Below are 14,144 nucleotides of genomic sequence, written 5' to 3' on the forward strand. Positions count from 1 at the left end.
GCGCGGACGGTCCCAACCTAGCCCCGGCGCCACCCGGGCGGGAGCCGTCCGGGAGCGGCCGACGCGCCCGCCCTGGACCGCGGCAGGCTGCCCGGGCCAGGATCGGACCATGGACCACGCCCCGGACAGCGCACCCGTCGAGCTCGGCGGCGGCAACGTCTCCGACGTCGTCCGGATCGGCGACACCGTGCACCGCACGGCCGGGCCCTGGACCCCGACGATCCACGCGCTCCTGGCCTGGGTCCGCGCCCAGGGGGTCGACGTCGTCCCCGCGCCGCTCGGCGTCGACGCCGAGGGCCGGGAGGTGCTGTCCTGGCTCCCGGGCGAGGTCGCGGGCTGGCCGGTGCCGCACTGGGTGTGGGACCTGGGCACGCTGCACGACGGCGTGGCGCTCGTCGGCTTCATCGACGTCGACATGGCCTCCCCCGGTCCGCGAGCCTGGGACCTGGCGTACCTCGGCTACCGGATGTGCGGCTGGTGCGAGGACATGCCCGCACCGGACGGTCCGGCGCCCGCCGAGCGGCTCGAGACCCTGCTGGACGGCTACGGCCGTGACCTCGCGCCGGAGGCGGGCGAGCTGCGCCGCACGATGGTGGGACGGCTGCACGAGCTGGCGGACTGGACCGAGGCCCATGCCCGCGTCACCGGCCGCCAGGAGCTGTTCGGCCACGCGACGATGTACCGCCGCGACGCCGACCGCCTGCGCTGAGCACGTCACCCCACCGGTCAGGCGGTCGAGGTCAGGCGGTCGAGGTCAGGCGGTCGAGGTCACCGGGCCGACGTCACGGCGTCCGCGACCCGGCGGGCCAGGTCGCGCGACTCGGCGAGGCGGTCGGCACGCGGCACCCGCACCTGGAGCACCCGCACCCCCGCCGCGGGCTCCGCCAGCGCGGCACGCAGGGTCGCGACGTCGGCCACGAGCCGGTGCGCCACCCCGTACCCCGCGCAGAGCGCGCCCAGGTCCGCGCCGTGCGGGGTGGCGAAGACCCGCTCGAAGGTCGCCGTCCCGGACTCCCCCGCCGCCGCGAGCGCCCCGTGCTCCAGCGTGGCGAAGATGGATCCTCCGTCGTCGTCGACCACGACGACGTCCAGGTCGTACCCCGGCTCCTGCGGGCCTCTCAGCAGACCGCCGACGTCGTGCAGGAACGTCAGGTCCCCGACGAGCGCCCGCGTGCGACGCCCCGCGGCGAGCGCCACCCCGGACGCCGTCGACAGGGTGCCGTCGATCCCTGCCAGCCCCCGGTTGGACAGCACGGTCCCCGGTGCGCCGTCGAGCCCGAGGACCAGGTCGACGTCGCGCAGCGGGTTCGACGCGCCGACCACCAGGACGTCGTCCGGTCCGGTGGCGGCCAGGACGGTGCGCGCCACGGCGAGGGCGGCGTGGGGTGCGTCGGCGAGGGCGGCACCGTCGTTTCCGCACACCTGGCGCAGCACGGACGACGCGGCGGCCCCGGCCGCGCGCCAGCGCCGCAGGAGCTCCCCGTCGCCTTCACCGTGCGTGGCGGTCTCGAACCAGGGGTCCGCGAGGGCGTCGACGACGCGGGCGGCGTTGCGTGCGGCGTCCGGCCAGGGCCCGCCGCCCGGCGCCACGACGGTCACGACGACGTCGGTGCGGCCGAGCAGCCGTTCCACGGGCCGGGACAGGGTCGGGTGGCCGAGCACGACGACGTGCTGGACGTCGTCGACGAGGTCCGGCACGTCGAGCAGCAGCCGGTACCCGGCGATGGCGTGCGTGCCGCCGGTGGACCCCGAGGAGGGCTCGGCGAGCAGGGGCCAGCCACGGGCCTCGGCGAGACGTCGCGCCTGCGGCCCGGCACCGTCCCCGGCCACCACGAGGGTGGAGCCCGGGTCCCCGGGCAGGAGCGGGTCGGCGCCGGCGACGGGCGCGGGCGGGACCACCTCGACCGCCCGGGTCGCCGGCACCGGGCCCCAGGTCAGCGGTGCCTCGGGCTGCAGGGGGGCACGGTAGGCGAGGTTGACGTGCACCGGTCCCGGCCGGCGGTCGCGCAGCCCGGTCGCCGCGGCGAGCGCGCGGCGCGTGGTGGCGAGGAGGTCGTGGACCTCACCGGTGCGGCCGTCGGGTGCGGGGACGTCGACGGCGAGCCGCACCGCGCCGCCGAAGATGCCGACCTGCTCGGTGGTCTGGGAGGCGCCGGTGCCGCGCAGCTCGTGCGGCCGGTCGGCGGTGAGCACCACCAGGGGCACCTCGCCGTGATGGGCCTCCAGCACCGCCGGGTGCAGGTTCGCCACGGCGGTGCCCGACGTCGTCACCACGGCGACGGCCCTGCCCGAGCCGCGCGCGAGCCCGAGGGCGAGGAAGCCGGCCGACCGCTCGTCGACGCGGACGTGCAGGCGCAGCACACCGGCGTCGGCGGCGGCTGCCAGGGCGTAGGCGAGCGGGGCCGACCGGGACCCCGGCGCCAGCACGACGTCGCGCAGGCCCTGCGCGGCGAGGTCCGCCACGAGCGCGCACGCGGCGTCGACCGCAGGGCTGCCGCTCGACGCGGTCGGGCCGCCGTCGGGCCCGGCCGGGCGGGACGTCGCCGCCGACGACGCCGCTGACCAAGCCGCTGCCGCGCTCATGCGGCCTCCCCCCGCGTGGCGAGGCGGTCGCACCGGGCCAACCACCGCTGCTCCAGGTCGGGGTCTGCCGCGACGGCGGCGAGCGAGGGCGCGTCGGGAGCGACCCGGCGCACGGGCAGCGCGCCGTCGACGGGCAGCAGCGGGTCGTCGGTGACGTCACGGTGCAGGAGCTGGGAGGTCGCGAGCCCGCACGCGTAGGGCAGGTCCGGCAGCGCGGCGGCGAGCGCCACCCCGGCGGCCAGCCCCACGGAGGACTCCAGCGCGGAGGAGACCACCACGGGCAGCCCGACCTGCTCGGCGAGCTCCAGGCACGCGCGCACCCCGCCGAGGGGCTGCACCTTGAGCACGACGACGTCGGCCGCGTCCTGCCGGACGACGCGCAACGGGTCCTCGGCCCGACGGATCGACTCGTCGGCGGCGACGGGGACGTCGACGCGGCGGCGCACCTCGGCGAGCTCCTCCACCGACGCGCAGGGCTGCTCCACGTACTCCAGGCCCCGCGCCGCCCGGTCGAGCAGGGGCAGGCGACGCACCGCCTCGTCGACGCTCCAGGCGCCGTTCGCGTCGACGCGGATCGCGGCGCCGGGCACGCCGACCTCGTCGAACGCGGCGCGGACGGCCTCCAGCCGCGCGATCTCGGCGTCCACGGGTTCGACGACGCCGTCGTGCGCCCGCTGGGCCACCTTCACCTTGGCGGTGCGGCAGCCGCCGGAACGCAGCACGATGTCGCGGGCCAGGGCCGGTTCGACGGCGGGGACGGTGACGTTGACCTCGACACGGTCGCGCACGGCCGGCGGGAAGTCCAGGTCCGCCGCCTCCCGGGCGGCGCGCCACCAGGAGGACGACTCGGCGTCGTCGTACTCCCAGAAGGGGCTCAGCTCGCCCCAGCCCGCGTCGCCCCGCAGCAGCAGCCCGTCGCGGGAGTCCAGCCCGCGGAACCGGGTGCGCAGGGGGGTCGACCAGACGAGACGTCTCTGCAGGATGGCTGCCACGGCTTCAGCGTAGGGCGCGCCGACCCGCGCCGGTGCCCGGAGCGGGTGGGTCGCCGGCGCTCGCGAGCGCCGGCTCGCGTCAGTCCGTGAACTCCTCCGGCAGTGACGCGTACGCCGCGGCAGGCGGGCACACCGTCACGACCGGCACCGCCTGGGTGGTGGCGCAGGCGCGCCGCACCTCGGCGGCATCGTAGGCGATCAGCTCGTCGACGACCTCGTCCAGGTCGACGACCTCGTGGGAGCGGTTCGTCGTGTCCATGTCTTCCATGGTGCGCCGTCGTCGTGCAGATTCTCGCCACGACGCGCGACCCGGGCGTGAACGCCTCGTGCGGACCCGAACTACGCTGGCGGGCGTGAACGACACCGCGCTCCCCCACCCCCGCCAGGTCTCCGAGACGTTCGACGCCGCGCGCTGGCGCACCGTGGGCGGGTTCGACGACCTGACTGACCTCACCTACCACCGGGGGGTCGAGCGTTCCGTCGACGCCGACGGGGTCGAGCAGGTGCGCGACCTGCCGGTCGTGCGGGTCGCGTTCGACCGCCCCGAGGTGCGCAACGCGTTCCGCCCGCACACCGTCGACGAGCTGTACCGGGTGCTCGACCACGCCCGCATGACGTCCGACGTCGGCACCGTGCTCCTCACCGGCAACGGCCCGTCGCCGAAGGACGGCGGCTGGGCGTTCTGCTCCGGGGGCGACCAGCGCATCCGCGGCCGCTCGGGCTACCAGTACACGACGGCGGTCGCGGACCCTGCCGGTGGCGGGCAGAGCCTGGGCGAGACGGCCGACGCCGTCGACCCGGCCCGCGCGGGGCGCCTGCACGTCCTGGAGGTGCAGCGCCTGATCCGCACCATGCCGAAGGTGGTGATCGCCGTCGTCGACGGGTGGGCCGCCGGGGGCGGGCACTCGCTGCACGTCGTGGCCGACCTGTCGATCGCGTGCCGCGAGCACGGCCGGTTCAAGCAGACCGACGCCGACGTCGGCTCGTTCGACGGGGGCTACGGCTCCGCCTACCTGGCACGCCAGGTGGGGCAGAAGCGGGCACGGGAGATCTTCTTCCTCGCCCGGGAGTACTCCGCGGACGACGCCGAACGCTGGGGCGGGGTGAACGAGGTCGCCGCGCACGACGACCTCGAGGCGCTGGGCATCGAGTACGCGACGACGATCGCGGGCAAGTCCCCGCAGGCGATCCGCATGCTGAAGTTCGCGTTCAACCTGGCCGACGACGGACTCATGGGGCAGCAGGTGTTCGCCGGCGAGGCGACCCGTCTGGCCTACATGACCGACGAGGCCGTGGAGGGTCGCGACGCGTTCCTGGCCAAGCGCGACCCCGACTGGTCGGGCTTCCCGTACGCCTACTGACCTCTCCGCGGCGCCCACCCTCGCCGGAGGCTCAGCCCTGCATCGCCGGTGGCTCGTTCACCGGCGCCTGCCGGGCGGCGAGGTCAGGAGGTCGTGAAGGAGCCCGTGCCGGACGGCATCAGCTCGACCCACGTGCTCCCCGGCTCCAGCTCCACCGGCTCGCCGGCGACGGTGAGGACCACGGGCTCGTGCAGCGACTCCTTGGACCACTCGACCTCGAGGATCTTGCCGCCCGAGGCCACCAGGCCCGTGCCGGACCCGACGAGCTGCGTCTCGGGCACCGGTGCGCCCGACGGGTCCTTGTAGGAGGTGTTGGTCACCTGGACCTCCAGCACGACGACGTTCTCGGCCGCGTGCTGCTCCCCCGACGTCGACATCGACGGGTCGTCGCCCTCGCTGCGCTGCCACTGCCGGGCCTTCGCGCTCCAGTCCCACACGCTGCGCTGCGCCGCGGACATCGTCACCGCGAGGTGCTTCGCGGCGGTGCCGTCGGCGGCGGCCGTGCTCTTGCCCGCCGCGCCGAAGCGGAACTGGGCCGGGGGCGGCGTCGTGCGCTCGCCGTCGTCCTGCGCGAGGAACGCCTCCGGGTCGCCGATGACGTTGTGGGGCGCGTACCGGTTCGGGTCGCGGCGGAACCCGGCGTCGCCGGCGTCCATGATCACCGACTGCACCCCGGCGTCGCCGACCGCCGTGATGAACGGCGGCTGCGCACCCGAGTAGGCGAGGATCCCGTCCAGCGGCGCCACGATCGCGGGGTCCATGGGCCGCACGGACCGCACCGGTTCGACGACGTCCGGGATCGTCGAGTGGTAGACGGCCACGTAGCGGGTGATGCCGCCCTCGACGACCTCCTCCCAGACGACGTCGGCGTCCTCGAGCCCGGTCTGCGGGCGGGCGTCGCGGGAGTTCTCGATCTTGATCGCGAGCGCCGGTCGCGCGGCGATCTCGTCGGTGGCGACGCCCGTGAGGGGCCACACGATCGGGATGTCCGGGGGTGCGGCCTTCGCGGCCGGGACCACCGGGGAGGGGACCGTCGTCGTGGGGACGGGGTCGGTCTGCCCGCCGCAGCCCGACAGGAGCAGCGCGACCGCGAGCAGCGCGGGCGCCGACGAGCCGGCGAGCCGGCGCACGAGGGGACGACGTCGCGCGGCCATGGATCTCCTTCGGGTGTGTGCTGGCGCACACTCTAGGTCACGACACGTCCCACGACCCGGAACCTCTCGGGACGAGCTCGACCCACGTGTTGCCCGGTTCGAGGAGCACCGCGGCGCCGTTCGGCCGCGTCAGCACCAGCCGTGCGCGGGCGCCCTTCTTCTCCCAGCGCACGGGCACCGACCGTCCGCCGCCGAGCAGCACGCCCTTGCCCTGGCCGACGAGCTCCGTCTTCGGCACGGGAGCCCCCGCGGGGTCGCGGTATCCGGTGTTCGTCACCTTCATGCTGAGCACCAGGACGTTGTGCGCGTCCACGCGCCGGCCGGAGGACATCGAGGCGCGACCGCCGTCGCTGCGCCGGTACTCGGCCGCCTTGGCGTTCCACGTCCAGGTCGTGCGCTGCGCCGGCGAGAGCCGCACGTCCACCTCGCGCGCCTTCTTGCCCCGGCGTGCCGTGCCGTCCTGACGGCGGTCGGCGTACTCGAACTGGGCGGGCGGCGGTTCGGTCCGCTTCTTGTTCGCCTGCCGGGCGAAGGTGCGCACGTCGCCGTAGACGTTGTGCGGCGCGGCCCGGGCACCGGAGCGCCGGAAGCCGCGGTCGCCGTCGTCGTTCGTCAGCAGCTGCGTGCCCGTCCGCTCCACGGCGTCCAGGAACGGCCCCTGACCGCCGGACGCGGCGAGGATGCCCTCCAGCGGCGCGACGGTCGCCGGGTCCATGGGGCGCACGGAGCGGATCGGACCGACCTCCTTCGGCAGGTCGGAGTGGTAGACGGCGACGAAGCGGCTGATCCCGCCCTCCACCACCTGCTCCCACACGACGTCCGCCCGGTGCAGCCCGGCGTGGGGGCGTGACGCCGCCGCGTTCTCGATCTTCACCGCGACGGCGGGCCGGTCGGCCACCTTGTCGGTGCGCACGCCGGTGAGCGGCCAGCGGGGCGGCTCCGGCTCCGGCTCGGGCTCGGGGATCACCGGTGCGGGCGGGGCGATCTTCGCGCGCGACATGTCGGGGGCGAGCGTCACCTGGGCGGGCGCCGCCGGCTGGGTGCCGCACGCGGCGAGCGCCAGCATCGTGGCCGCCACGACGACCGAGAGGGTCCTGCGCACCGTCGACTCCTCCTGCTGGGGAGCCACCAGGGTACGGCCGGCCCGACGGCGGGTGCGGGCACCACGGCGACCTAGGGTGGGCTGGTGGACACCTGGGACGTCGCCGCGCTCACCGGATCGTTGCGTCGCGCGCTCGACGGCGACGCCGTCGTGGCGCCGCTGCCGCGCCTGACCTCGACCCCTCCCCCGCGGGCACCGCGGTGCTGGTGCGCACCTCGGGCTCGACGGGGGCGCCGCGCGAGGTCGCGCTCGGCGCCGCGGCGCTGCGGGCGTCGGCCACGGCGACCGGCGAGCGGCTGGGCGCGCCCGGACGCTGGGTGCTCGCCCTGCCTCCCACGCACGTCGCGGGCGTGCAGGTGATCGTCCGCTCGATCCTGGCCGGCACCCGGCTCGCCGCCGCCGCCCCGACGTCGCCGTTCACCCCGCAGGGCCTGGCCGACCTGCTCGCCGACGCCCTGCGCGGCGACGACCCCGTGCACCTGTCCCTGGTGCCCACCCAGCTGCACCGGGCGGTCCGGGCGGCCGACGACGGCGCACCGGCGGCGCTCGAGGCGCTGCGGCGCTGCGGCGCAGTGCTGCTCGGCGGCGCGGCGACCCCGCCGGGCCTGCTGACCCGCGCCCTGGACGCGGGGGTGCCGGTGGTGCGCACGTACGGCATGTCCGAGACGGCGGGCGGCTGCGTGTACGACGGCGTGGCGCTGGCGGGCGTGCGGCTGCGGGTCGCGGCCGCCCCCGGCCGGCCCGGCCGGGTCGAGATCGCGGGTCCCACCCTCGCCACGGGGTACGTCGGGGATGACGGGTCCGGCGACGGGTCGCCGTTCGTGGACGACGTCGACGGCCGCTGGTTCCGCACGAACGACCTCGGCGTCCTCGAGGACGGTCGGCTGCGCGTCCTCGGCCGGGCCGACGACGTGGTGGTCACCGGGGGGGTCAACGTCGCGCCGGCCGCCGTGGAGGCGGTGGTCGGCGAGCTGCTCGGCGCCGAGGTGTGCGTCGTGGGCGTGCCGGACGACGAGTGGGGGCAGGCGGTGGTCGCGGTCGTCGCCGACCCGCACGGCAACCCGACCGGCGCCCCGACCGGCGTCCCGGAGGCGCAGGCGTCCGACGACGAGCTGGAGCGGGTGCGCGCCGAGGTCGCGGCTAGGCTGGGGCCGCCCGCCGCGCCCCGTCGCATCGTGCGGGTGCCCGCGCTCCCCGTGCGGGGACCCGGCAAGGTCGACCGCAGGGCTGTGGTGGATCTCGCGCGCGGCGTCCGCCGCTGAGAGGAGCACCATGGCCACGCCCGCCGAGTGGGTCGCAGGAGCCCGCCCCCGGACCCTTCCCGCCGCCGCCGCACCCGTGCTGGTCGGCACCGGTGCCGCCGCCCAGGTGGACTCGTTCGGCTGGGTCGCCGCGCTGCTCGCCCTCGGGGTCGCGCTCGCGCTGCAGGTCGGCGTCAACTACGCCAACGACTACTCCGACGGCGTGCGCGGCACCGACCTGGACCGTGTCGGACCGCTGCGGCTGACGGCCTCTGGCCTCGCCCGACCGGGTCAGGTGAAGGGGGCCGCGTTCGCGTCCTTCGGCGTCGCCGGGGTCCTCGGCGTCGCCCTGTGCGCCGTGAGCGGCCACTGGTGGCTGCTCGCCGTCGGCGTGCTGTGCGTGCTGGCGGCCTGGTACTACACGGGCGGCAAGCGCCCGTACGGGTACTCGGGGCTCGGCGAGGTCGGGGTGTTCGTGTTCTTCGGGCTGGTCGCCACCCTCGGCACCACGTACACGCAGGCCGATCGGGTGACGTGGCCGTCGGTGCTGGGCGCGGTGGGGGTGGGCCTCATCGCCTGCGCGCTGCTCATGGTGAACAACATCCGCGACATCCCCACCGACGTCGTCGCGGGCAAGCGGACCCTCGCGGTCCGCCTGGGCGATCACCGGGCGCGGCGGATGTTCGCGCTCTGGCTGGTCGTGGCGGTGCTGCTGGGGATCGCGTGCGCGTTCTGGAACCCGTGGGCCGGCCTGGTGACCGTGCTGCTGCTGCCGACGATCCTGCTGGTGCTGCCGGTGCTGGCCGGCGCGCACGGGCGGGCCCTGGTGCCGGTGCTGGCCGGGACGGGGATGTTCGAGCTGACGTACGGCGTGCTGCTGGGCATCGGACTGGCCCTCTGACCGCTCCCCGGTTCGCCCCGGGACCGGCCGCGAGGCGGTCGGGACCTGCTCGCTACGCTCCCGACCGCTTGTTCGGCGACTCGGCGCCGTCGGACGCGGACCTGTCCGAGGCGGTGCTGTTCGAGGCGGTGCTGTTCGAGGCGGTGCTGTCGGGGACGGAGGCGGTGCCCTCGGGAGCCGTGCCGTCGAAGACGGCGTCCTCGGCGGCGGCGTCCTCCGCGATCCGGGAGTCCAGCGACTCGGCCGCCCCACCGCGCCGCTGTGCCCGGCGCTCGCTGCGCGCGGCGAGCCACGCGGCGGCGGCGTCCTTCTGCTTCGGCAGCGCCAGGTACGACACGGCGAAGGACACGACCAGTGCGACGACCGCCAGGAGCCAGCCCCGCACGCCCACGACGTAGGCGAGCCCGAGGGCGGCGGCGAACAGCAGCAGGCGCAGCACGGTGTAGGTCACGAGAGGCACCCGGACAGCCTAGTGCCGCCCCTGACCGGGCGATTCGGGTCCCGGGACGAGCGGGAACTAGGCTGGGTGGCATGCCACGTGTCCTGGTAGGCCTCGTCGTCGTCGGCCTGCTCCTCTACAGCCTCACTGATCTGCTCGGATCCGAGGAGGAGGACCGCGCCGGTCTGCCCCGGTGGCTGTGGATCGTGATCGTGGTGCTGCTGCCGATCTTCGGTCCGATCGCCTGGATCGTGACCAAGCAGACACGACGCCGCAACGGCTACACCGGCCGGACCGGCCGCCCGGGGCGGGGACCACGCCGTCCCGCCGGGCCCGTGGCGCCCGACGACGACCCCGACTTCCTGTGGCGTCTCGACCAGGAGAAGCGCCGCCGCGCCCGCGAGCAGGGCGACGTCCGGCCCGAGGGCCACCGGGCCGGCGACGGCGACGGCGACGGGGCCGACGGGTCCGGTCCGGACGGCGCTGGTCCGGACGACGACGGTGCCCCCGGCAGCGACGACGACCACCGCGCGTGACGCCTCGCCGCGACCGACCTCACGCGTCACACCTCACGCGCCTGACCACACGCGACTGAACTCAGCGACTGATCGCAAGCGCCGGCATCGTCCGTGGCGGCACCGTCCGAGGCGGTAGGTGTCCGTGGCGGCACCGTCCGAGGCGGTAGGTGTCCGTGGCGGCACCGTCCGTGGCGGCACCGGTGGTCGCGCGCCGGTGCCGTCGACCCGCGAGGGCGGCGGCCGCCCACGGATCGACGGCGTGGGTCAGCTGATGCCCGAGTACGAGTGCTTGCCGTTGAAGATCAGGTTGACGCCGGTGAAGTTGAACAGCACGCAGGCGTAGCCGACGAGCACGAACCAGGCTGCCCGGCGGCCGGACCAGCCGCGCGTCGTGCGGGCGTGCAGGTAGGCCGCGTAGATGACCCAGATGACGAAGCTCCAGACCTCCTTGGGGTCCCAGCCCCAGTAGCGGCCCCATGCGTCCTCCGCCCAGATCGCCCCGCCGATGATCGTGAAGGTCCACAGCACGAACGCCACGGCGTTGAGGCGGAACGACATCGACTCCAGGGTGGTCGGGGTCGGCGTCCGGTCGAGCCAGCGGAACCCGGGCCGGGCGAGGAACGGGTTGCCCTCGTCGCGGAAGTCGCGCAGGAGCTGCAGCGAGGACAGCACGAACGACACCGTGAAGATGCCGGTCGCGATGATGGCCACCCCGACGTGCAGCACGAGCCAGTAGTTCTGCAGTGCCGGCTGCACGCCGGTGGCGGCGATGTGGAAGACGTTGAGGCCGAGCACGAGGAACAGGGTCACCAGGCCGGTGACGAACGCCCCCAGGTACCGCACGTCGCGGCGCAGGTTGAGCACCAGGAACACGGTCATCGCCACGAACGACCCGACGAGCGTGAACTCGTACATGTTCGCCCACGGGGTGCGGCCCGCGGCCAGGCCGCGCAGCACGATGGCGACCAGCAGCAGCGCGGTCCCCAGCCACGAGGTCGACATCGCGATCCCGGCGGCACGACGGCGGGGCGGTGGCTCGGCGGTCAGGGTCCCGGTGCCGGCCCCGCCCGACGTCTCGGCGGTCGCGCCCGCGGGCGCCGATGCGCCGGCGCCGGCGCCGGCGCCGGCGGTGGCCCGCTCCTCCGCGCGGCTCTCGGTGCGCGCCACGGTGCGGCGTCCCAGGTCGACGGCGAACGCGACCATCGCGATGGCGAAGGTCGTCGCGGCGGCCCAGACGAGCAGGTCGCTCAGCTCGGCGATCTCCATGTCAGTCTTCCGTGCCTCTCTCAGGGGGTTCTTCGGCAGAGCTCTCGGGCGCGTCGTCGAGGCCGGGGACCGCGCCCACGGTGCGGTCGACCTCCGCGTCCAGACCCGCGTCGTCGCCGCGCGCGAGCCCGGCGACCTCGACGTGGGTGACACCGTCGGTGCTCCATGCTCTCACCCAGACGCGGCGGCGGGGCAGGAACAGCGACCCGGTCAGCCCGGCGAGGGCCAGCAGCGCGAAGCTGAGCACCCAGGCGAGCGACGGGTCGTGGCGCAGGTCGAGGGCGACGTAGCGCGGGACGTCCTCGCCGAGGCTCACCGTGCCGAGCCCGTCCGGCAGGTCGACGGTGTCGCCGGGTTCGAGGAGCAGCCGGACACGCTCGCCGTCGTCGTCCACCGACTCGGTGAGGTTCGCGGTGTCGAGCCGGTAGACGTTCTGCGGCACGCCGTCGTCGAGCCCGAGGTCGCCGCGGTAGACCTCCAGGACCAGCAGCGGGTCCTCCGGCAGCGGGAACACCGAGCGCGCCGTGCCGTCCTCGTCGATGACGGCGGTGGGCAGGAAGTACCCGACGAGGCCGATCTGCTCCTGGCCGCCGGAGACGTCCGGCACCTTGATGACGCCGCGCGAGGTGTACACCTGGTCCTCGGGCAGGAACGGGACGCGCCCGGAGAACGCGACCTCGCCGGCGGCGTCGTTCACCGTGACCTCGGGGGCGTACCCGTTGCCCTGGAGGTAGATCTTCGCCCCGTCGATCTCGAGCGGGTGGTTCACCTTGATGGTGTCCTCGCTCGTGGTGCCGTCGGGCTCGGTGACGGTGACGGCGGCGGTGAAGTCACGCGACTGGGCGAAGGCGACGGAGTCGGTGGCGAACTCCGAGGTGAAGGAGTCCAGCGTCATCGAGAACGGCACGAGCGACTCGGGCTGGAACCAGGCCCCGGACTCGAACGTGTCGTAGTCGACCACCGCGTTGGCGAAGCCCCGGCCCTCGGTGATGATCGCCTGGCCGCGGTAGTGCATGAGCTGGCCCACCGCCACGGACACCACCAGGCCCACGAGCGCGAGGTGGAAGAGCAGGTTGCCGGACTCGCGCAGGTAGCCGCGCTCGGCGGCGACGGTGCGCGCCGCGGGACGGGCGGGCAGGTTTCCGCGCGCCGCCCGGGCGGGCTCCTGGCCGGTCTCGACCCGGAACGCGGGCAGCCACCGCAGTCGCCCGCGCAGGTGCTGGGCGACGGCGTCGCCCACCTGGTCGGGCGAGGCCGACGTCGTGACGTGCCGGTGCGCCGGGAAGCGCTCGAAGCGTGCCGGGGTGCGCGGCGGTCGCGCCCGCAGCGCCTTGCCGTGCGCGATGGTGCGCGGCACGATGCACCCCACCAGCGAGACGAGGAGCAGCAGGTAGATGGCGGAGAACCACGGCGAGCCGTAGACGTCGAAGAACCCGAAGCGGTCCAGCCACTCCCCCGCGGTGGGGTGCTCGCCGAGGTACTCCACGACGGCCGCCGGGTCCTGGGGACGCTGCGGCAGGATCGATCCCGGCACGGCGGCGACGGCCAGCAGCATGAGCAGCATGAGGGCCACGCGCATCGAGGTGAGCTGGCGCCAGGTCCAGCGCAGCGTGCCGCGCCAGCCCAGGTTCGGGGCCTTGGGGCTGGCGGACGACGGCGCACCGGTCGACGCGTCGCCGCCGTCCCCGGTGGCCTCGGCGGGGCCACCGGTGGCGAAGTCGTCCGCGATCCCCTCGGGGCGGTAGGTCTGCCTGCTCATCACACCACCGTCGTGTATCCGCTGATCCAGCTCTGCAGGAGGCTGGTGGCCGATCCCCACAGCCCGGTCACCATGGCGAGGCCGATGAGGATGAGGAGCCCGCCTCCGGTGCGCATCACGGCGAGGCGGTGGCGGCGCAGGAAGGCGAGCATGTGCTGGGAGGACTGCAGCCCGAGCGCCACGAGGAGGAAGGGCACGCCGAGCCCGACGCAGTAGGCCAGGCCGAGCACGAGACCGCGGGTGGCGGACGCCTCGTCCAGCGCGAGGGACTGCACGGCGGCGAGCGTGGGGCCGAGGCACGGGGTCCAGCCGAGCCCGAAGACGATCCCGAGCAGCGGCGCGCCCCACAGTCCCGCCCGGGGGCTGACGTGCAGACGTCGTTCGCGCTGGAGCCAGCCGATCCCGCCCAGGAACGCGACCCCCATGAGGATGACGACGACGCCGAGCACGCGGGTCAGCACGTCCTCGTACCGCACGAGGTAGGAGCCGACGGCGCCGGCGGCGGCCATCAGCGCGACGAAGACGGCGGTGAACCCGGCGACGAACAGGGCGACGCCGGTGACGACGCGGCCGCGCCCCGGCGCCCGCACCGCCGTCGTCGTGCTGCTCGCCGTACCGCCCGCCGTGCCACCCGCGTTCCCGCCGTCGGTGGCGCCGCGCGACCCGCCGGCGTTCACCGCGGCCAGCCCGCCGACGTAGCCGACGTAGCCGGGCACCAGCGGCAGCACGCACGGGGACGCGAACGAGATCAGCCCGGCGAGCAGGGCGACGGGCACGGCCAGCAGCATCGAGCCGCTGACCGCCGTCGTCGCGAAGGCCTCCCCCACG

General features: G+C 75.2%; 14 protein-coding genes. 5 read left to right on the forward strand and 9 right to left on the reverse strand.

Annotated elements, in window-relative coordinates; translation table 11 throughout:
• Positions 1–109: 109 nt before the first annotated feature.
• Positions 110–709 carry a hypothetical protein gene (locus tag ACNHYB_RS08285; protein WP_418277946.1) on the forward strand — a complete coding sequence of 200 codons (600 nt, stop codon included), beginning with the start codon at positions 110–112 and terminating at the stop codon, positions 707–709.
• 59 nt (positions 710–768) lie between these two features.
• On the opposite strand, the gene menD is transcribed toward ACNHYB_RS08285, so the two are convergent.
• The 3 genes from menD to ACNHYB_RS08300 form a co-directional block, all read right to left on the reverse strand.
• Positions 769–2,583, reverse strand: coding sequence for a 2-succinyl-5-enolpyruvyl-6-hydroxy-3-cyclohexene-1-carboxylic-acid synthase (gene menD, locus ACNHYB_RS08290; RefSeq protein ID WP_418277947.1), 1,815 nt, complete (start codon positions 2,581–2,583; stop codon positions 769–771).
• Entirely contained in the window at positions 2,580–3,575 is a 996-nt protein-coding gene (locus ACNHYB_RS08295) for an o-succinylbenzoate synthase (RefSeq protein ID WP_418277948.1), read from the reverse strand. Before ACNHYB_RS08295 ends, menD begins: the two co-directional genes overlap by 4 nt.
• A gap of 79 nt (positions 3,576–3,654) precedes the next feature.
• A complete protein-coding gene (locus tag ACNHYB_RS08300; RefSeq protein ID WP_418277949.1) occupies positions 3,655–3,834 on the reverse strand; it encodes a hypothetical protein in 180 nt (59 codons plus the stop codon).
• Positions 3,835–3,928: 94 nt separating this feature from the next.
• Between ACNHYB_RS08300 and ACNHYB_RS08305 the strand changes: the two genes are divergently transcribed.
• Positions 3,929–4,936, forward strand: a complete 1,008-nt coding sequence (locus ACNHYB_RS08305; protein ID WP_418277950.1) for a 1,4-dihydroxy-2-naphthoyl-CoA synthase — start codon at positions 3,929–3,931, stop codon at positions 4,934–4,936.
• 83 nt (positions 4,937–5,019) lie between these two features.
• Here ACNHYB_RS08305 and ACNHYB_RS08310 read toward each other — a convergent pair whose 3' ends face one another.
• Complete coding sequence (locus ACNHYB_RS08310; RefSeq protein WP_418277951.1) at positions 5,020–6,090, reverse strand: DUF3048 domain-containing protein; 1,071 nt, start codon at positions 6,088–6,090, stop codon at positions 5,020–5,022.
• A gap of 37 nt (positions 6,091–6,127) precedes the next feature.
• Positions 6,128–7,192: a DUF3048 domain-containing protein gene (locus ACNHYB_RS08315; RefSeq protein WP_418274881.1), complete on the reverse strand. Its 1,065-nt coding sequence runs from the start codon at positions 7,190–7,192 to the stop codon at positions 6,128–6,130.
• 206 nt (positions 7,193–7,398) lie between these two features.
• Between ACNHYB_RS08315 and ACNHYB_RS08320 the strand changes: the two genes are divergently transcribed.
• Together ACNHYB_RS08320 and ACNHYB_RS08325 are read left to right on the forward strand one after the other, a co-directional pair.
• Positions 7,399–8,454 carry an AMP-binding protein gene (locus tag ACNHYB_RS08320; protein WP_418274882.1) on the forward strand — a complete coding sequence of 352 codons (1,056 nt, stop codon included), beginning with the start codon at positions 7,399–7,401 and terminating at the stop codon, positions 8,452–8,454.
• Between the two features lie 10 nt (positions 8,455–8,464).
• On the forward strand, positions 8,465–9,334 hold the full coding sequence (locus ACNHYB_RS08325) for a 1,4-dihydroxy-2-naphthoate polyprenyltransferase (RefSeq protein ID WP_418274883.1): 870 nt from the start codon (positions 8,465–8,467) through the stop codon (positions 9,332–9,334).
• A gap of 52 nt (positions 9,335–9,386) precedes the next feature.
• On the opposite strand, the gene ACNHYB_RS08330 is transcribed toward ACNHYB_RS08325, so the two are convergent.
• Positions 9,387–9,794, reverse strand: coding sequence for a DUF4229 domain-containing protein (locus ACNHYB_RS08330; RefSeq protein ID WP_418274884.1), 408 nt, complete (start codon positions 9,792–9,794; stop codon positions 9,387–9,389).
• 71 nt (positions 9,795–9,865) lie between these two features.
• Here ACNHYB_RS08330 and ACNHYB_RS08335 point away from each other — a divergent pair, with 71 nt between their 5' ends.
• Positions 9,866–10,309, forward strand: coding sequence for a PLD nuclease N-terminal domain-containing protein (locus tag ACNHYB_RS08335; protein ID WP_418274885.1), 444 nt, complete (start codon positions 9,866–9,868; stop codon positions 10,307–10,309).
• Between the two features lie 246 nt (positions 10,310–10,555).
• Here ACNHYB_RS08335 and ccsB read toward each other — a convergent pair whose 3' ends face one another.
• Genes ccsB through ACNHYB_RS08350 form a run of 3 tightly spaced genes read right to left on the reverse strand, consistent with a single transcriptional unit; the run spans position 10,556 to position 14,143 of the window.
• Positions 10,556–11,557, reverse strand: coding sequence for a c-type cytochrome biogenesis protein CcsB (gene ccsB, locus ACNHYB_RS08340; RefSeq protein WP_418274886.1), 1,002 nt, complete (start codon positions 11,555–11,557; stop codon positions 10,556–10,558).
• A 1-nt stretch (position 11,558) separates the two neighbouring features.
• Positions 11,559–13,316 (reverse strand): cytochrome c biogenesis protein ResB, encoded by a 1,758-nt coding sequence (gene resB, locus ACNHYB_RS08345; RefSeq protein ID WP_418274887.1) that lies wholly within the window; start codon positions 13,314–13,316, stop codon positions 11,559–11,561.
• On the reverse strand, positions 13,316–14,143 hold the full coding sequence (locus tag ACNHYB_RS08350) for a cytochrome c biogenesis CcdA family protein (protein WP_418274888.1): 828 nt from the start codon (positions 14,141–14,143) through the stop codon (positions 13,316–13,318). The genes resB and ACNHYB_RS08350 overlap by 1 nt, the downstream gene beginning before the upstream one ends.
• Position 14,144: the final 1 nt, after the last annotated feature.

The sequence above is a fragment of the Isoptericola jiangsuensis genome (assembly GCF_048320105.1).
Lineage (GTDB): Bacteria > Actinomycetota > Actinomycetes > Actinomycetales > Cellulomonadaceae > Isoptericola > Isoptericola jiangsuensis_A.